We start from the raw sequence: 17,046 nt of genomic DNA on the forward strand, positions 1-17,046 counted from the left end.
TCAGGCCTTCCCGATGACGCGGTAGGTGACGCCCGGCCAGGCGTCCGCGGAACTCACCCGGCGGCCGTCGACGAACGTCGTGACGCCGGGCAGGTCGGCGGGGGTCAGCGTCCTGTACTCGGCGTGGTCGGCCTGCACGACGGCGGCGTCGACCTTCTCGCCGAGGTGGTAGGCCTCGAAGCCGAGCTTGGCCAGCTCCTCGTCGGTGTACATCGGGTCGTGCACCAGCACGGTCGCGCCCCGGTCCTTCAGCGCCCGCACGGTCGCGAAGACTCCGGAGAACGCGGTCTCCTTCACCCCGCCGCGGTAGGCGGCGCCGAGGACGGCCACCCGCTGGCCGGACAGGTCGCCGTGCGCGCCCTCCAGCAGGCCGACCGTGTAGTCCGGCATGCCCGCGTTGGCCTCGCGGGCCGCGCGGACGACCGTGGCCTCCGGGTCGTTCCACAGGTACAGCCGCGGGTACACCGGGATGCAGTGCCCGCCGACGGCGATGCCCGGCCGGTGGATGTGGCTGTACGGCTGGGAGTTGGACGCCTCGATCACCTGGTAGATGTCGATGCCCGCGGTGGCGGCGAACCGGGCGAACTGGTTCGCGAGGCCGATGTTCACGTCGCGGTACGTCGTCTCCGCCAGCTTCGCCAGCTCGCTCGCCTCGGCGGAGCCCAGGTCCCACACGCCGTTGCCGCGCTCGAGGTCGGGCCGGTCGTCGAAGTCGAGGACGGCCTCGTAGAACTCGCGGGCCCTGGCGGCACCCGCCTCGGACAGGCCACCGACCAGCTTCGGGTACTTCCGCAGGTCGGCGAACACGCGGCCGGTGAGCACGCGCTCGGGGGAGAACACGAGGTGGAAGTCGGTGCCCTCGGTCAGCCCGGAGCCCTCCTCCAGCATCGGCTTCCAGCGGTTGCGGGTGGTGCCGACGGGCAGCGTGGTCTCGTAGGAGACGAGCGTGCCCTTCGTGAGGTGGCGGGCCAGCTCCCTGGTGGCCGCGTCCATCCAGCCGAAGTCCGGCCGGGCCTCGTCGTCGACGAACAGCGGCACGACGAGCACGACGGCGTCGGCGCCGGGCACCGCGTCGCCGTAGTCGGTGGTGGCGCGCAGCGCGCCGGAGGGGACCAGCTCCGAGAGCCTGTCCTGCAGCTCCGCTTCACCCGGGAACGGCTCGACGGCCTTGTTCACCAGGTCCACCACATCGGCGTTCACGTCGACACCGACGACCTCATGGCCCTTCGACGCGAACTGCACGGCGAGCGGCAGCCCGATCTTCCCGAGCGCGATGACAGCAATCTTCACCGAGACAGTCCCTTTTCGTGGATTCGCGGAGCTCGCGGAGCGAACATCCGGCACAGTCGCGAATGCTGTTGCAGCCTAACCTCACCCTGTGCTGTCGCTTCCCGGCCCGCCGGTAGTCTGGTTCGCGCGATCTGGCGGGCATCGGGAGGCGACGTGGCGGACCAGCGTGACGTGTGGCTGGTGGTACCCGTGTACAACGAGGGCCCCGTCGTCGCCGAGGTCATCAACGAGGCCCTGCGGGTGTTCCCGAACATCGTGTGCGTCGACGACGGCAGCAAGGACAACTCCGCGGAGCAGATCCGCCGCACCGGCGCGCATCTCGTGCGGCACCCGGTGAACCTGGGCCAGGGCGCGGCGATCCAGACCGGCGTCGAGTACGCCAGGGCCCAGCCAGGCGCCGCGTACTTCGCCACCTTCGACTCCGACGGCCAGCACCTCGTCTCCGACGTGGAGCGGATGGTGCAGCGCCTGCGTGACGAGCCGCTGGACATCCTGGTCGGCACCCGGTTCCACGGGAGCACCGAGCACATCCCGTTCCTCAAGCGGCTGGTGCTCAAGACCGTCGTCGCGCTGTCGCCGCGGCTGCGCAAGCTGCACCTGTCCGACGCGCACAACGGCCTTCGCGTGTTCAACAAGAAGGTCGCGGGCGACATGAACATCACGCTCAACGGCATGGGCCACGCGTCGCAGATCGTGGAGATGATCGTGCGTGAGCGCTGGCGGGTCGCGGAGGAGCGGGTGACCATCCAGTACACCGAGTACTCCATGGCCAAGGGCCAGTCCCTGATCAACGGCGTGAACATCATGTTCGACACCGTGCTGCGCACGAACGCCAGGAGGTGACGTGATGATCCAGTTCCTGCTCATCCTGGCCGTGCTCATCCTGCTGGTGACGTTCCTGCGGCACCACGGCACCACCCTCGCCGGCGCCGGTGTGAAGATCGGCTTCGCGTTGTTCATGTTGTTCGGCGTGCTGGCCGTGCTGCTGCCCGCGGAGGTCAGCCGCCTCGCCCAGGTGATCGGCGTCGGCCGTGGCACGGACCTCGTGCTGTACGGGATGGTGGTCGCCTTCGGGTTCGCCACCATCAACACCTACCTGCGGTTCAAGGAGCTGGAGCTGCGCTACGCGCGGCTCGCCAGGGCGATCGCCCTCCGCAGCGCGGAACCCCCGTCGCCCCACCCCACCGAGACCGGGGACGCCGACCAGCAGGTGTCCTGACGGTCAGAGCTGCTTGCGGAAGTAGTCGACCGTCCTGCGGATGCCCTCGTCGAGACTGACGTCCGGGCGCCACCCGAGCTCGGCCGTCGCGGCCTGCGCGTCGAGCGCGGAGGCACGCAGGTCACCGAGGCGGGCGGGGGCGAACACGGGCTTGTCGTCCGCGTTCGCCGCGCGGGCGACAAGCGTGTGCAGCTCACGGTCGCTGGTCTGCACACCGGTGCCGATGTTGTACCGCTTCCCGCCGCCGACCTCGCCGGACGCCGCCACGAACGCGGCCACCACGTCACCGACGTACACGTAGTCGCGGGTGTTGCCGCCGTCGCCGAACAGCGTCGTCGGGCGGCCGGTCAGCAGGGCGTTCGCGAAGATGGCGACGACACCGGCCTCGCCGTGCGGGTTCTGGCGGGGGCCGTACACGTTCGCGGGCGCCAGGTGGGTGCAGTCGAGGCCGTACAGCTCGCGGTAGGTGTTCAGGTACACCTCCGCGGCGATCTTGCTCGCGGCGTACGGGGCCTTCGGGTTCAACGCGGCGGTCTCGGCGACCGGCAGGTCCTCCGGCGTGCCGTAGATGGAGCCACCGGACGACGCCAGAACGACCTTGCGCACACCGGCCCCGCGGGCCGCCTCGGCCACCGCGATGGTGCCGAGCACGTTGCGGTTCGCGTCGTCGAACGGGTCGGCGACGCTGCTGCGAACGTCGATCTGGGCGGCGAGGTGGAACACGACCTCGGGGGCGGCCTCGGCGACGACGTCGGCCAGCGCGGGGTCGGTGATGCTCAGCTCACGCACCGTGAGCCTGCCGGTGTCGGCGGCGTCGGCCAGGTTCGCGGGGGTGCCGCGGGAGAGGTCGTCCACGACGGTCACGTCATGCCCGTCGGCGATCAGCCGGTCTACCAGGGTCGACCCAATGAAGCCGGCGCCGCCGGTGACGAGTGCGCGCACGGCGTCTCTCCTTCAGGAAGATCTTGGACGCCACATCATATCCGGCGGCCGGGCGCCACCGTCGTGACCTCAAGGTGATCGAATCGTGGTGGCAGGTACGCTGGCTCACCGACAGCCGCCGTGCCCCCTGTGGAGGTCTGGACTCGTATGCCCGGTAGCAGCCCGACAACCGGAGAAGCCGCCGCGACGGTCCAGCCGTCGGAACGGGCGGCGGCGGAACCCAGTCCGGCGGTTCGGGAACCGAGCAGCCGCCTCGTCGCCCAGCGCGGGTTGTTCCGCGGTCCCGACCCGGTGTGCCCGGACGACCTGTACCTCCAGGTCGAGCACGGCAGCGCGGTGCGGGAGCGGCAGCGGCTGCTCGTGCACGCCGGCTCCTCGGTCACCACCGACACCTACTTCGGCCGCTTCCCGGCGAGCTACTGGCAGCGCTGGACCGTCGTCGACCAGGTCGACGTCGAGCTGACACTGACCGGTTCGGGCCGCGTGTCGCTGGTCGCGTCCGACCCCGCCGGGGAGACCCGGGTGGTCGCCGCCCAGGAGCTGACCGGGCTGCGGAGCGAGTCGGTGACGCTGACCGTCGCGCTCGACAAGTTCGTCGACGGCGGCTTCCTGTGGGTCGAGATCACCACCGGTGACGACGAGTTGGACGTGGAGCGGCTGCGGTGGACCGTCGCCGCGCCCGAGCGGCTCCGCCAGACCTCCGTCGTGATCTGCACGTTCAACCGCGCGGACGACTGCACGAAGACGCTCCAGTCGCTGGGCCGCGACCCCGAGAGCCTCGCCGTCCTCGACGCGATCTACGTGGTCGACCAGGGCACGGACACGGTCTCCTCCCGGGACGCGTTCCCGGAGATCCAGCGGACGCTCGGCAACCGGCTCCGCTACCTCCAGCAGCCCAACCTCGGCGGCGCCGGCGGCTTCGGCCGCGGCATGTACGAGGTCACCGAGCGGGGCGCCGACGGCGCGAACGTGCTGCTCATGGACGACGACGTGCTGTGCGAGCCGGAGATCGCGATCCGGCTGAGCGCGTTCGCGAACCGCACCACGGAGCCCACGCTGGTCGGCGGCCAGATGCTGCGGCTGCTGCACCCGACGGTCCTGCTGGCGGGCGCCGAGTACGCCGACTTCGCGCAGCTCACCCCCGGCAAGGTCGTGCGGGGCGCGCTGGACGACGTCGACCTGCTCGCCGAGGAGGTCGACGACGACGGCGTGCCGACCGGCATGGTCAACCGCGGTGACCGCCGGGTCGACGCCGACTACAACGCCTGGTGGTCGTGCCTGATCCCGGCCGAGGTCGTCGCGGAGATCGGCCTGCCGCTGCCGTTGTTCTTCCAGTGGGACGACGTCGAGTACGGCTACCGGGCCCGGCACAACGGCTTCGCCACCGTGACCCTGCCGGGCGCGGGCCTGTGGCACGCGGACTTCGACTGGAAGGACGCGGACAAGTGGAACGAGTACTTCGCCGTCCGTAACGCCCTGATCGTGTCCACGCTGCACTCCGAGACCGACCCCAAGCAGTCCGCGCGGGTCCTGGTCGCGCGGATCACCCGCAACCTGCTGTCGATGGAGTACGGCCTCGCCGCCACCCTGATCAAGGCCGTCGAGGACTTCCTCCGGGGCCCGGAGTTCCTGCACGACGGCGGCCAGGCCGCGGCGAAGGAGATTCGCCGGATGCGTGCCGAGTACCCGGACACGGTCATGCACCCGGCGGGGGACGTGCCGGGCCTGAAGTCCGGCTCCGTGTCGATGGTGCAGGCGGGCCCGAAGCCCAGCAAGACCCGCCTGGTGATGCTGAAGCGCCTGATCTACCTGGCCATGGGCCGCACCGTGCACCAGCTCGGCGCGGTGAACCGCAAGGACGCCACCTGGTGGCACCTCTCGCAGTTCGACACGGCCATCGTCACCGACGGTTCCCAGGAGGGCGTGCGCCTGCGCAAGCGGGACCGGGAGATGACCATCAAGCTCGCCAAGGACGCGGCACGGGTCGTGCGCCGGCTGATGAACGAGCTCCCGCGCCTGCGTGCGGAGTACCGGGCCGCGGTGCCGGAGCTGGTCAGCCGGGACAACTGGCGTCGCCTTTACGACCTGTGAGTGGGACTGTCTATGGCCAACCCGGAATCGACCGAGGGCGAGGACTACACGGCTCGGCTCAAGCGACTGGAGCTGCCGCTGTGGAAGCGGGTGCTGGACGTCCAAGCGCCCTACCGGTGGAACGTCCGTCGCCTGTTCGGTGACCGCGAGGTGCTGGACGTCGGGTGCGGCATCGGCCGCTGCCTGGCCCACCTGGCACCGCGCGGCGTCGGTGTCGACCACAACAGGTCCTCGGTCGAGACGTGCCGTGAACGCGGTCTGACCGCGTTCACCACGGACGAGTTCGCCGCCACCGAGTACGCGACGCCGGGCCGGTTCCGCGGCCTGCTGGCCGCTCACCTGGTGGAGCACATGCCGAGGCCGGAGGCGGTCAAGATCCTCTCGGGCTACGTCGACTACCTGTCGGACGACGCGCGTCTGGTGCTGATCTGCCCGCAGGAGCGTGGTTACGCCAGCGACACCACGCACGTGGAGTTCACGGACTTCGACGCGCTCGGCGACGTGGCCCACCAGCTGGGCTTCAAGGAAACCCGCAGGCAGTCCTTCCCCCTTCCCCGTTTCGCCGGCAAGGCGTTCACCTACAACGAGTTCGTGCTGGTCGCCGACCGCGTGAACTAGCCATGTACCGAGGAGCAAGAACCGTGGCCGAGCAGGCGACCCCCGAGACCGACCGCGTGCTGCAGCGGGTGATCCTGCCCCGCGACCGCGATCCGCTCGACGTCCGACCGCTGTACCTCGACGAGCCCGAGAACGTGCACAGCCACGTCTCGTCCCGGCGCGAGGTGGTGATCCCGCCGTCGGCCAGGGTCTCGTTCGCGTCGTACTTCAACGCCTTCCCGGCGAGCTACTGGAAGCGCTGGACGACGGTCACCGACGTGACCCTGAAGGTGCGGATGAAGGGCGCGGGCCGGATCGAGCTGTACCGCTCGAAGCCGAACGGCGACATCGTCCACCTGACCGGTGCGCCCGTGCACGCCGAGCAGGACTGGGAGACCTTCGAGTTCCGCACCAGCCTCAAGCCGTTCGAGGACGGCGGCTGGCTGTGGTTCGACGTGTTCACCGAGAACGTCGAGCTGACCGTGTCCGAGGCGGTGTGGCTGTCCGACCAGCCGATCCCGATGAAGAGGCTCGCGGTCGGCACCACCACGTTCAACCGCCTCGACGACTGCGTCGTGTCGCTGCTGGCGCTGGCCGAGGACCCCGCGGTGCTCGACGTGATCGCCAAGGTCTTCGTCGCCGACCAGGGCCCGAAGAAGATCCGCGAGCACGAGCGGTACGAGGAGGTCAAGGCCGCGCTCGGCGAGCGCCTCTCGATCATCGAGCAGGGCAACCTCGGCGGTTCCGGCGGCTTCACCCGCGCGCTGTTCGAGTCGATCGAGCACACCAAGCCGGGCACGGTCGACCAGATCCTGCTGATGGACGACGACATCGCGCTCGAGCCGGACTCGATCCTGCGCTCCAACATGTTCGCCCGCGCGGCGGCCAAGCCGGTCATCGTCGGCAGCCAGATGCTGAACCTGCAGGCCAAGTCCCGTCTGCACACGATGGGCGAGGTCGTCGACCTGGCGTCGTGCGTGTGGCGGGCCGCGCCGGGCGCCATCACCGACCACGACTTCGGCACCGGCTCGCTGCGCGAGACCCGTGCGCTGCACAAGCGCATCGACGCCACCTACAACGGCTGGTGGATGTGCCTGTTCCCGCGTGAGGTCGTGGAGAAGGTCGGCCTGCCGCTGCCGCTGTTCATCAAGTGCGACGACGCGGAGTACTCGCTGCGCGCGCTGGCGCACGACATGCCGACGGTGACCCTGCCGGGCTCCGCGGTGTGGCACGAGCCGTGGACCGACAAGAACGACACCAAGGACTGGACGGTCTACTTCCACCTGCGCAACCGGCTGATCATGGCCGCGCTGCACAGCCCGTACGACATGCGCAAGACCCTGCTCAAGCAGGGCGCGCGGTCCGCGGTCCGGCGGCTGCTGTCGATGGAGTACTCGACCGCGGCGCTGGAGCTGAAGGCGCTCGAGGACTTCATGGCGGGCCCCGACCGGCTGTTCGACAAGCTCGGCACCGCGCTGCCCGAGGTCCAGGCCGTCCGCAAGCAGTACACCGACGCGCAGTTCCTGCCGTCCGCGCGGGAGTTCCCGCCGCCGAGCTTCGACATGGTGAAGGCGGAGCAGATGCTGCACCCGCCGGTCAACCCGGCGAAGATCGCGCTGCGGGCGGGCAAGGCGCTGGTCCACAACCTGCGCTCGCCGAACCCGGAGGCCGCGGACCGGCCGCAGGTCAACCTGCCCGCGAACAGCGCGCTGTGGTTCCTGCTCGGCAACCTGGACAGCGCGACCGTGTCCAACGCGGACGGCAGCGGGGTGGCGTTCCGCCGCCGCGACCCGAAGGTGTTCCGCGAGCTGGCGGTGCGCACCACGCAGACCTACCGGCGCCTGATCGCCGAATGGCCCGCGCTGGTCGAGCAGTACAAGGCCGCTCTGCCGGAGCTGACCTCGACGGTGTCGTGGCGGAAGGCCTTCGAGGACTGACCCCGGGCATGAGAAAGGCCGCCGGGTACCAGCCCCGGCGGCCTTTCAAATCGCAACTTGGCGAGATCAGACGGCGCGCACGCCGGTGGCCTGCGGGCCCTTCTGGCCCTGGCCGATCTCGAACTCCACGCGCTGGTTCTCGTCCAGGCTGCGGAAGCCGCTGCCCTGAATCTCCGAGTAGTGCACGAAGACGTCAGCGCTGCCGTCGTCCGGCGCGATGAAGCCGAAGCCCTTCTCGGAGTTGAACCACTTCACAGTTCCCTGTGCCACTACATATCTCCTGATACTGCTATGCAAGCCGCCGCGGTCGCGACAACCCTTGGCCGTTCAGACGGCGACTCGCCCCTCAGGAGCCAACTCGCGCGCCCGCAATCGTTCGCGAGCGTGATCGAACACGAACTCATTACGACCATGGACAGTGAACCACAGGAAGTGGAGAGAACGCACTAGAAGGGTTGCGGCTCTTCACTCCCTGGGAGACGCTCGTAGGGTGAGCGAGCTCGCTAGTGACCAGCCCCGATCGATTGCACTGAACCTGGACGACGCAGGCGTCTCCGTGGACCTCCCCAAGCCCTCTCACCAGGAGGATCAGGTCTACGGCGTGCCGTACCGGCCCGTCGAGTTCCGCGACGACGATCTGCCGACGGCCCTCGAACGTTCCGCCGCGTGGCTTCGGCGCACACAGGAATGGCTGGGCGAACCGGTGGACGTCATCGCCATCCACCTGGACTACGACGACAGTGGCGATTCCCCGTACTACGACGTGAAGCTCCTCTGCAACGAGGAAGACCTCGCTGGCGCACCGATCGCGCTGCGCGCCGCCAAGCAGCCCAAGTAAACCCGTTTCCCCTGGTCAGCCGCGCGGAGTCGCGTGGCTGACCAGGCTCGCGCCGCGTGCCCACACGTCCGGCCAGCCGCCGCGCCACGACACGACCGCGATCGCGGAGGTCTTCAGCTCCACCGGTTCGCCGGTCAGCACGCCGACCAGCTCGGACAGGCCCGGGTTGTGGCCCACCAGCGCGACCGTGCCCAGGTCGTCGGGCACCTCGTCCACCACGGACATCAGGTCCTGGTGACTGGCCGCGTACACCCGTTCGTCGTACCGCACCTCGCCCGTGGCCAGCCCGGAACGGGTGAACGTCTCCCGAGCCCGAACCGCCGTCGAGCAGAGCACGAGGTCGACGGCGCCGACGTGCTCGGCCACCCACTGACCGATCAGGGGCGCCTCCCGCCGCCCGCGCGGGTTCAACGGCCGCTGGTCGTCGGCCACGTCGTGACTCCAGTCCGACTTGGCGTGCCGGATGACGACCAGTGTCCTGTTCATGAGTTCATTAGAACCGGTCTTCTCGCGCTTTGTGCAACGTCCCGGCCGGGAGGCGGACTAGTACCAGCGTTCCAGGACCTGCGCCACGCCGTCCTCCGCGTTGGGGGCCGTGACCTCGTCGGCGACGGCCAGGAGGTCGTCGTGTGCGTTGGCCATGGCGACGCCGTGCCCGGCCCAGCTCAGCATCGGCACGTCGTTGGGCATGTCACCGAACGCGACCACCCGCTCCCGGTCGACGCCCAGCGCCTCGCACACCCACTCGAGGCCGGACGCCTTCGTCACGCCACGCTCGGAGATCTCGATCAGCCCGCTGTTCGACGAGTAGGTGACCTCGAGTGCCATGTCGGCGAGCACGGCCTCGACGACCCGCGCCATCTGGCCGCTGGTCATCCCCGGGTGCCGCACAAGCAGCTTCGTCGCCGGCTTGCCGATCACCTCGGCGCGCGGAGCCAGGTCCGGTGAGTCGGTCTCGCCGTTCGGGTTGCCCCACGGGTTGCGGAACCCGTGCTCGATCGCGAACGGCTCCGGCTGGTGGCGCCCGACCACGGTCCGTTCCGCCGCGATCCGGATGTCCGGCAGCGCCGCATCGACCGCCCGGACGATGTCCCGCAGCCGCAGCGGCGACAGGTCCCGCACGTGCAGCACCTCGTCGGCGCCGATGTCGTAGACCGACGCGCCGTTCGCGCACACCGCGTACCCGGACAGCCCCGCGGCCCGCGCCACCCTCGGGATCCAGCGCGGCGGCCGTCCGCTGACCAGCACGAACGGGGTACCGGACGCGAGGACACGCGAGATCACCCGCGCGGTGCGGTCGGTGACGTGCTCGGTCGGGTCGAGGAGGGTGCCGTCCACGTCGGAGGCGATGAGATCGGGTCGGTGCACAACCCCATCCTCCCTGGCCCGAATGGACTACGGTGCGTTTCGTGAGCTACCCACCACAGGGTTATGGACCACAGGGGTATCAGCCGTACGGGCCGCCCCCGCCTGGTTACGGTCCGTACGGGTACGGGCCGCCGAGCCCCGCGCTGGGCTACGTCACCGCGGTCGCGTTCGTGGTGCTCGGTCTGCTCTCGCTCATGCTGGCCATCAACGGGTGGGACGGCACCAGCGACAACGGCACGCTCCTGCTCGCGCTGGCCGGGGCCGCCTTCACCGAGGACGTGACCGGCAACGTCGACTTCGCGATCTCCGCGACGATGTCCGTCGCCTGCACGGCGCTGCTGTTCGGGCTGGTGATGTTCTCGCGGATGGAGTGGGTGCGCTGGGTCCTCGCCGTGGTGGGCGGCCTGGTGACGGTGTACTACCTGTACGCGGTCATCTGGATCCTCTCCGAGGATCTCGCCGAGTACGTCGCCATGGCCCTCGTGTCCTGGGTCCTGTGGCTCGCGGCGACCGTGGTCGCGGTGCTCCCGGCGACCGGCCGCGCCATGCGCGAACGCGCCGGTCCGCCGCCGGGCCCGGGTTATCCGCAGGCGTACTGACGGGGTCCTCGGCTACGGTGCACGGCGTGCGTGTCGGCATCGTGATCCTGCCCGAGTACCGCTGGCTGTTCGCCGAGCAGAGGTGGCGCGCGGCCGAGGCCTACGGCTTCGACCACGCGTGGACCTACGACCACGTCGGGTGGCGGTCGCTGGTCGACGGACCGTGGTTCGACGCCGTGCCGACTCTGACCGCCGCGGCCATGGCGACCAGCCGGATCCGGCTCGGCACGCTGGTCGCGTCGCCGAACTTCCGGCATCCGGTGCCGTTCGCCCGCGGCCTGCTCTCGCTCGACGACGTCTCCGCGGGCAGGCTGGTCGTCGGCCTCGGCGCGGGCACCATCTCGGGCTACGACAACGTGGTGATGGGCGGTGACAGCCTCGAAGGGCTGCCGCCGAGGCAGCGCGTCGACCGGTACGGCGAGTTCGTCGAGCAGCTCGACTCGCTGCTGACCGCCGAACGCACGTCGATCAGCGGCGAGTACTACACGTCGGTGGACGCCCGGTCCGCGCCCGGCTGCGTGCAGCGGCCGCGTGCCCCGTTCGTGCTGGCGGGCAACGGCCCGCGTTCGATGCGGATCGCCACCCGGTTCGGCCAGGGCTGGATCACCACGGGCAAGGGCGGCGACGACATCGAGGCGTGGTGGACGGGGGTCGCCGAACTGGCGGCGCGGTTCACCGACATCCCGGGCAGCGAGGGCATGGACCGCTACCTGAGCCTCGATTCGGCGCCGGTGCTCTCCCTGTCGAGCGTGGAGTACTTCCGCGAGGCCGCGGGGCGCGCCGCCGAGCTGGGCTTCACCGACATCGTCACGCACTGGCCGCGTGAGGAGGGCGTCTACGCGGCCCGCGTGAGCACGTTGGAGGCGGTCGTCTCCACCGTGCTGCCGGAACTGCGGGCCGCGGCCGGCTGAAGATCTTCTCGAAAGTGACCCAGCGCACGGGAACGTCTGGAGGCCCCACGGCGTCTCTACTAACGAGGCGAATGCCGGAGCTAGGGGAAACGCCAGGGGATGAAGGCCCTCGTACCAGGGGAGGTACGGGGGTCTTCGACATTTCTGGGTACCCGGTCGCCATGGACACCGTGCACGCACTGCTCGACAAGGCCGGCACGACCTACGCGGAACAGGCCGGCATCAAGCTCGCCGACAAGCCGTCCCCGCTCTACCGCCTGTTGGTGCTGAGCACGCTGCTCTCCACCCGCATCAAGGCGGACATCGCCGTCGCCGCGGCGAAGGAGCTGAAGGGCTACGGCACGCCGCGCAAGATGCTCGACGCGACCTGGCAGGACCGGGTCGACGCGCTCGGCCGCGCCCACTACGTCCGGTACGACGAGTCGACCGCGACCGCGCTCGGCGACGGCGCCCGGCTGCTGCTCGACGAGTACGGCGGCGACCTGCGGCGCGTCCGCGGCGACGACGTGGCGAAGCACCTGCGGCGGTTCCCGAGGATGGGGCCGGTCGGCGTCGACATCTTCTGCCGCGAGGCGCAGGTCGTGTGGCCCGAGCTGCGGCCCTACCTGGACCGCAAGACCCTCGACGGGGCGAAGAAGATCGGCTTGCCCGCCGACCAGGACGAGCTCGCCGGGATGGTCGGCGAGAACGACGTGCCGAAGCTCGCCGCCGCCCTGGTGCGGGTCAGCCTGGACAAGAAGCTCGCCGACGCCGTCAGGGGTGACCGATAGTCGGCATGTCGTGCCACGCAGGTAGCCTGAGTCGCCGTGAGCGCCCCAGCAGACAACTCTGACAACTACTCCGGCTACGACCTCGTCATCGTCGGCTCCGGGTTCTTCGGGCTGACGGTCGCCGAGCGGGTCGCGACACAGCTGAACAAGCGGGTCCTCGTGCTGGAGCGCAGGTCGCACATCGGCGGCAACGCGTACTCCGAGCCGGAGCCCGAGACGGGCATCGAGGTGCACAAGTACGGCGCGCACCTCTTCCACACCTCGAACAAGCGCGTGTGGGACTACGTGAACCAGTTCACCGAGTTCACGAACTACCAGCACCGCGTGTTCGCCCGCGTCAAGGACCAGGTCTACTCGTTCCCGATGAACCTGGGCCTCATCAACCAGTTCTTCGGCAGGTCGCACACCCCGGACGAGGCGCGTGAGCTGATCGCCAAGCAGGCGTCCGAGTACCGCACCGAGGACGCGCAGAACCTCGAGGAGAAGGCCATCTCGCTGGTCGGCCGGCCCCTCTACGAGGCGTTCATCAAGGGCTACACCGCCAAGCAGTGGGAGAACGACCCCAAGGAGCTCGGCGCCAACATCATCACGCGCCTCCCGGTCCGCTACACGTTCGACAACCGGTACTTCAACGACACCTACGAGGGTCTGCCGGTCAACGGCTACACCGCGTGGCTCGAGAAGATGGCCGAGCACGAGAACATCGAGGTCCGGCTGAACGTCGACTACTTCGACGTGCGCGACCGGATCCCGGCGGGCACCCCGACGGTCTACACGGGCCCGCTCGACCGGTACTTCGACTACTCGGCGGGCAGGTTCACCTGGCGGACCGTCGACTTCGAGTCCGAGGTCGTGCCGACGGGTGACTTCCAGGGCACCTCGGTCGTCAACTACAACGACGAAGAGGTCCCCTACACCCGGATCATCGAGTTCCGGCACTTCCACCCGGAGCGCAAGCACTACCCGGCCGACAAGACGGTCGTGTTCCGGGAGTTCTCGCGCTTCGCGAAGGACGACGACGAGCCGTACTACCCGATCAACACCCCCGAGAACCGCGAGAAGCTGGAGCAGTACCGCGAGCTGGCCAAGAAGGAGGCCAAGGAGCGGAACGTGATCTTCGGCGGTCGTCTCGGCACGTACAAGTACCTCGACATGCACATGGCCATCGGGTCGGCGCTGTCGGTGTTCGACAACAAGGTGGCGCCGCACCTTTCCGAGGGCGCGCCGCTCGACGGTTCCCTGGACGGCTGATGACCACCACCGCTCCGGCCCGGCAGCGTGCTGCCGAACCCGGCACCCCGCCCCCCGAGCCGGAGCGTTCGGCCGAGGTCCGGGCCCTCGCCGCGGTCCAGCGCACGATCGGCGGGAAGCCGGTCGTGCGCGCCGCGCGTGGCCTGTCGCTGTTCGGCGAGCACGCCGCGGGCTGGTTCGCGGTCGGCCTGGTCGGTGCGGCGGTCGACCGCGACCGCCGCAAGGACTGGCTGACGGGCGCCGCGGGCGTGGTCGCCGCGCACGCCGCGTCGATCGCGGTCAAGCGGGTCGTGCGCAGGCAGCGGCCGATCGACGAGTCGGTCGAGGTGCTGGTCAAGACGCCGTCGTCGCTGTCGTTCCCGTCGTCGCACGCGACGTCCACGACGGCCGCGGCGGTCGTGTACTCGGGCCTGACCGGGCGGAACCTGGTGCCCGCGCTGGTGCCGCCGATGCTGGTGTCACGGCTGGTGCTGGGCGTGCACTACCCGAGCGACGTGCTGGCGGGCGCGACGCTGGGCGCGGTCGTCGGCGGGGTGGTCCGCCGCGTGCTCCGGAAGCGCGCCAGATGAGTAGCACGGCGGAGGACGCGCAGGTGCGCTCCGCCGACGCCCCCCGCGGCGGGCTCGTGCGGGGCGTGATCCGCACGGCCCGGCCGCGCCAGTGGGTGAAGAACGTCCTGGTGCTGGCGGCGCCGTTCGCCGCGTACGCCGCGAACCCGGTGTTCCGGATGGACGTGGTCGTCGACGCCGCGATCGCGTTCGTGGCGTTCTGCCTGGTCGCGTCGGCCGTGTACCTGGTGAACGACGCGATCGACGTCGAGGCCGACCGCGCCCACCCGACCAAGCGCAACCGCCCGATCGCGGCGGGTATCGTGCCGGTGCGGGTGGCGTACGGGCTCGCGGTGTTCCTGTTCCTGGCGTCGTTCGCGGTGTCGCTGGTGTCGAGCTGGCGGCTCCTGGTCGTGATCGGCGTCTACGCGGCCGTGCAGATCGGCTACTGCCTCGGGCTCAAGCACCAGCCGGTGATCGACCTGTGCATCGTCGCGTCGGGCTTCCTGCTGCGCGCCATCGCGGGCGGCGCCGCGGCCGGGCTGCCGTTGTCGCAGTGGTTCCTGCTGGTCACGGCGTTCGGTTCGCTGTTCATGGTGGCCGGCAAGAGGTACGCGGAGATCGTTCTGTACGAGCGCACGGGGGCCAAGATCCGCGCGTCCCTGTCCAAGTACTCGGCGAGCTACCTGCGCTTCGTGTGGGCCACGTCCGCGGCCATCATGATCATGACGTACGCGCTGTGGGCGTTCGAGATCCGCCAGCGCACCGGCACCAACTCGGTGTGGGCGGTCATCTCGATCGTCCCGATGGTGGTCGCGGTCCTGCGCTACGCGGTCGACGTGGACGGCGGCAACGCGGGTGAGCCGGAGGAGATCGCGCTGCGGGACCGGGTGCTGCAGGTCCTCGGCGCGTCGTGGGTCGTGTGCGTGGCCCTGTCCGCGTTCCTGTAACCCGCTACCGGCATCGGTGGTCAGGCCACGCCCGGTGTCACCACCGGCATACCCGCCAGCAGGGCGGCGTCCCGCAGGCGTTTGTCGTAGGTGACGAACGAGGTCAGCAGGTCGCCGACCGAGAACGCGGCCGCCAGGTGCAGCGCGTCGAGCGTGCGCAGCGTCGGTGGGCCGATGGTCTCGGCGACGTCCACGAGCCAGCCGTCCACCGGGATGACCGGGAGGTCGGCGAGCAGCAGTTGGGCTGCTGCCACGCTGTCCGGCACCATGCGGCGGCACACGCGCAGCAACTCGACGCGGCCGATCACGCTGGTCGCGAGCGGCACCTCCTGGAGCAGCAGCCAGTGCTCCAACGCGCCGGACTCCGCCTCTTCGATGACCAGCTTGACCAGCGCGGACGTGTCGAGATAGATCACCGCCGCTCCGTGCGCATGTCGTCGATGACCTCGCCGCTCGCCGGGCTGCCCGGCGGTGGCAGCACGCGGCGGGGCAGCCGGACGCTGCCGCTGCCGCTGCGCGGAGGCAGCAGCTTGCCCTCGGCGATGAGCCGTTCCACGCCGTCGCCGCTCGGCCTGGGCACGATCATCGCGATCGTCCTTCCGTTCTTGGTGACCTCGACCGTGGCGCCGAGTTCCACCTTCTCCAGTACGTCCTTGAGGTTGTCCCGCAGTTCCCGAATGCCGACCCGTGCCAAGTCCCCGTTGGGCATGTAAGAAGTGTACGCAGTTGCGTACAATGTGTCCATGCGTTCGCGATCACGAACGTTCCTGGCCGAAGTGGACGATCCGCTGCCTCGTGCCGGGCACTGGGCCATCATGTGGGGCACGCGAAATCTGTCGGGAGGCGTGCATGACGGCTGAGTTCGATCAGCTCGTGGCCGAGTTCGAGGCGTTCCAGGCCCGGATCCACAACGTGGACGACCGGTTCGAGCAACTCGCGGGGATGAGTTCGGAGCTGGCGTCTCTGGAGGTCAGCTCGTCGTCGCCGGACCGGTCGGTCACCGTGGTCGCCGGGCCGGGCGGGTCGGTGCTGGACATCAGGCTGACCGAGGACGCGCTGCGGCTCGGTGCGCAGCGGCTCGGCGCGACGATCATGTCGACCCTCCAGGACGCGCTCGCCGACGCCGCCAGGCAGCAGGCGGGGATCGTGCAGGAGTACGCCGGGGACGAGGCACCGGTGCTCGACCAGGTGCTGGAGACGCAGGCCGAGGTCCTGGGCGTGCCCGTCGAGGAGCTGCGGGAGAAGGTGCGTCCGCGCGGCGACGAGAACAGCGACGACGGCGACGACGGCGACGACGGCGACGACGGCGAGCCGCCGGTGCTGCGTGACAGCTTCTCGGTCCGGAGTGGAACCGATCACTCGTCGGGCGACTCCTACCTGCGCAACCTGTCCGACGACGAAGAGGACTGAGATGGCGGACGGCTTCAACGTCAACCTCGACGGCATCGACAAGTACGCGGGCAAGCTGAGCGGCGACAAGGCCCTCGTCTCCGAGGTGCAGGGGCTGGTGTCGCAGTCCGACGTCGGCGACGAGTCGTGGGGCATCGTCGGGCTCTTCGTGAAGTCCACCTACTCGGGCATGCTCGGCGACCTGAACAACCTGCTCGGCGACATGTCCGAGGGCCTGCAGGGCGGCGCGGACAAGATGACCGACACCGCGGCCGACTACCGCGCGGTCGAGGAGGCCGTAGCCGCGATCTTCAACGAGGGCGCCGCGGCGCTGGGAGGCAACTGA

Annotated in this window: 21 protein-coding genes; 14 read left to right on the forward strand and 7 right to left on the reverse strand. The window is 69.8% G+C overall.

The genetic code is table 11. The annotated features are described in order from the left end of the window. A complete protein-coding gene (locus ACIBVP_RS14625) occupies positions 1 to 1,290 on the reverse strand; it encodes a nucleotide sugar dehydrogenase (RefSeq protein WP_396106611.1) in 1,290 nt (429 codons plus the stop codon). Positions 1,291 to 1,443: 153 nt separating this feature from the next. On the opposite strand from ACIBVP_RS14625, the gene ACIBVP_RS14630 reads away from it, so the two are divergent. Together ACIBVP_RS14630 and ACIBVP_RS14635 are read left to right on the forward strand one after the other, a co-directional pair. Beyond that, on the forward strand, positions 1,444 to 2,133 hold the full coding sequence (locus ACIBVP_RS14630; RefSeq protein WP_396106612.1) for a glycosyltransferase family 2 protein: 690 nt from the start codon (positions 1,444 to 1,446) through the stop codon (positions 2,131 to 2,133). A 4-nt stretch (positions 2,134 to 2,137) separates the two neighbouring features. Next, the gene (locus tag ACIBVP_RS14635) at positions 2,138 to 2,509 is read left to right on the forward strand and encodes a DUF2304 domain-containing protein (RefSeq protein ID WP_396106928.1); all 372 of its coding nucleotides are present in this window, start codon (positions 2,138 to 2,140) and stop codon (positions 2,507 to 2,509) included. A gap of 3 nt (positions 2,510 to 2,512) precedes the next feature. Here the strand turns inward: ACIBVP_RS14635 and ACIBVP_RS14640 are convergent, their stop codons facing one another. Next, positions 2,513 to 3,451, reverse strand: a complete 939-nt coding sequence (locus ACIBVP_RS14640; protein ID WP_396106613.1) for an NAD-dependent epimerase/dehydratase family protein — start codon at positions 3,449 to 3,451, stop codon at positions 2,513 to 2,515. Positions 3,452 to 3,598: 147 nt separating this feature from the next. Here ACIBVP_RS14640 and ACIBVP_RS14645 point away from each other — a divergent pair, with 147 nt between their 5' ends. The 3 genes from ACIBVP_RS14645 to ACIBVP_RS14655 are packed head-to-tail and all read left to right on the forward strand — an operon-like array spanning position 3,599 to position 8,076. Next, entirely contained in the window at positions 3,599 to 5,542 is a 1,944-nt protein-coding gene (locus ACIBVP_RS14645) for a glycosyltransferase (RefSeq protein WP_396106614.1), read from the forward strand. Positions 5,543 to 5,554: 12 nt separating this feature from the next. Continuing rightward, the gene (locus ACIBVP_RS14650) at positions 5,555 to 6,160 is read left to right on the forward strand and encodes a class I SAM-dependent methyltransferase (protein ID WP_396106615.1); all 606 of its coding nucleotides are present in this window, start codon (positions 5,555 to 5,557) and stop codon (positions 6,158 to 6,160) included. A 23-nt stretch (positions 6,161 to 6,183) separates the two neighbouring features. Beyond that, positions 6,184 to 8,076 (forward strand): glycosyltransferase, encoded by a 1,893-nt coding sequence (locus ACIBVP_RS14655; protein ID WP_396106616.1) that lies wholly within the window; start codon positions 6,184 to 6,186, stop codon positions 8,074 to 8,076. A 66-nt stretch (positions 8,077 to 8,142) separates the two neighbouring features. On the opposite strand, the gene ACIBVP_RS14660 is transcribed toward ACIBVP_RS14655, so the two are convergent. Next, positions 8,143 to 8,346: a cold-shock protein gene (locus ACIBVP_RS14660; RefSeq protein ID WP_184811055.1), complete on the reverse strand. Its 204-nt coding sequence runs from the start codon at positions 8,344 to 8,346 to the stop codon at positions 8,143 to 8,145. Positions 8,347 to 8,566: 220 nt separating this feature from the next. Here ACIBVP_RS14660 and ACIBVP_RS14665 point away from each other — a divergent pair, with 220 nt between their 5' ends. Beyond that, the gene (locus ACIBVP_RS14665) at positions 8,567 to 8,914 is read left to right on the forward strand and encodes a hypothetical protein (protein WP_396106617.1); all 348 of its coding nucleotides are present in this window, start codon (positions 8,567 to 8,569) and stop codon (positions 8,912 to 8,914) included. Positions 8,915 to 8,929: 15 nt separating this feature from the next. Here the strand turns inward: ACIBVP_RS14665 and ACIBVP_RS14670 are convergent, their stop codons facing one another. Beyond that, positions 8,930 to 9,400 (reverse strand): SixA phosphatase family protein, encoded by a 471-nt coding sequence (locus ACIBVP_RS14670; RefSeq protein WP_396106618.1) that lies wholly within the window; start codon positions 9,398 to 9,400, stop codon positions 8,930 to 8,932. Positions 9,401 to 9,457: 57 nt separating this feature from the next. Next, positions 9,458 to 10,282 (reverse strand): HAD family hydrolase, encoded by an 825-nt coding sequence (locus ACIBVP_RS14675; protein WP_396106619.1) that lies wholly within the window; start codon positions 10,280 to 10,282, stop codon positions 9,458 to 9,460. 41 nt (positions 10,283 to 10,323) lie between these two features. On the opposite strand from ACIBVP_RS14675, the gene ACIBVP_RS14680 reads away from it, so the two are divergent. The 6 genes from ACIBVP_RS14680 (at position 10,324) to ACIBVP_RS14705 (ending at position 15,311) form a co-directional block, all read left to right on the forward strand. Then, positions 10,324 to 10,881, forward strand: coding sequence for a hypothetical protein (locus tag ACIBVP_RS14680; protein ID WP_396106620.1), 558 nt, complete (start codon positions 10,324 to 10,326; stop codon positions 10,879 to 10,881). Positions 10,882 to 10,907: 26 nt separating this feature from the next. Next, complete coding sequence (locus tag ACIBVP_RS14685; protein ID WP_396106621.1) at positions 10,908 to 11,792, forward strand: LLM class flavin-dependent oxidoreductase; 885 nt, start codon at positions 10,908 to 10,910, stop codon at positions 11,790 to 11,792. Between the two features lie 161 nt (positions 11,793 to 11,953). Then, complete coding sequence (locus ACIBVP_RS14690; RefSeq protein WP_396106622.1) at positions 11,954 to 12,562, forward strand: endonuclease; 609 nt, start codon at positions 11,954 to 11,956, stop codon at positions 12,560 to 12,562. A 36-nt stretch (positions 12,563 to 12,598) separates the two neighbouring features. Then, entirely contained in the window at positions 12,599 to 13,813 is a 1,215-nt protein-coding gene (gene glf, locus ACIBVP_RS14695; RefSeq protein ID WP_396106623.1) for a UDP-galactopyranose mutase, read from the forward strand. Next, positions 13,813 to 14,382, forward strand: coding sequence for a phosphatase PAP2 family protein (locus tag ACIBVP_RS14700; protein WP_396106624.1), 570 nt, complete (start codon positions 13,813 to 13,815; stop codon positions 14,380 to 14,382). Before glf ends, ACIBVP_RS14700 begins: the two co-directional genes overlap by 1 nt. Then, entirely contained in the window at positions 14,379 to 15,311 is a 933-nt protein-coding gene (locus tag ACIBVP_RS14705; RefSeq protein WP_396106625.1) for a decaprenyl-phosphate phosphoribosyltransferase, read from the forward strand. Before ACIBVP_RS14700 ends, ACIBVP_RS14705 begins: the two co-directional genes overlap by 4 nt. A gap of 20 nt (positions 15,312 to 15,331) precedes the next feature. On the opposite strand, the gene ACIBVP_RS14710 is transcribed toward ACIBVP_RS14705, so the two are convergent. Together ACIBVP_RS14710 and ACIBVP_RS14715 are read right to left on the reverse strand one after the other, a co-directional pair. Further along, the gene (locus ACIBVP_RS14710; protein ID WP_396106626.1) at positions 15,332 to 15,727 is read right to left on the reverse strand and encodes a type II toxin-antitoxin system VapC family toxin; all 396 of its coding nucleotides are present in this window, start codon (positions 15,725 to 15,727) and stop codon (positions 15,332 to 15,334) included. Then, positions 15,724 to 16,020, reverse strand: a complete 297-nt coding sequence (locus tag ACIBVP_RS14715) for a type II toxin-antitoxin system Phd/YefM family antitoxin (RefSeq protein ID WP_396106627.1) — start codon at positions 16,018 to 16,020, stop codon at positions 15,724 to 15,726. The genes ACIBVP_RS14710 and ACIBVP_RS14715 overlap by 4 nt, the downstream gene beginning before the upstream one ends. Before the next feature lie 140 nt (positions 16,021 to 16,160). Here ACIBVP_RS14715 and ACIBVP_RS14720 point away from each other — a divergent pair, with 140 nt between their 5' ends. Continuing rightward, a complete protein-coding gene (locus tag ACIBVP_RS14720; RefSeq protein WP_396106628.1) occupies positions 16,161 to 16,721 on the forward strand; it encodes a YbaB/EbfC family nucleoid-associated protein in 561 nt (186 codons plus the stop codon). A gap of 1 nt (position 16,722) precedes the next feature. Then, positions 16,723 to 17,046 (forward strand): ESX-1 secretion-associated protein, encoded by a 324-nt coding sequence (locus tag ACIBVP_RS14725; RefSeq protein WP_396106629.1) that lies wholly within the window; start codon positions 16,723 to 16,725, stop codon positions 17,044 to 17,046.

The sequence above is a fragment of the Actinophytocola sp. NPDC049390 genome, assembly GCF_044466355.1.
Classification (GTDB): Bacteria; Actinomycetota; Actinomycetes; order Mycobacteriales; family Pseudonocardiaceae; genus Actinophytocola.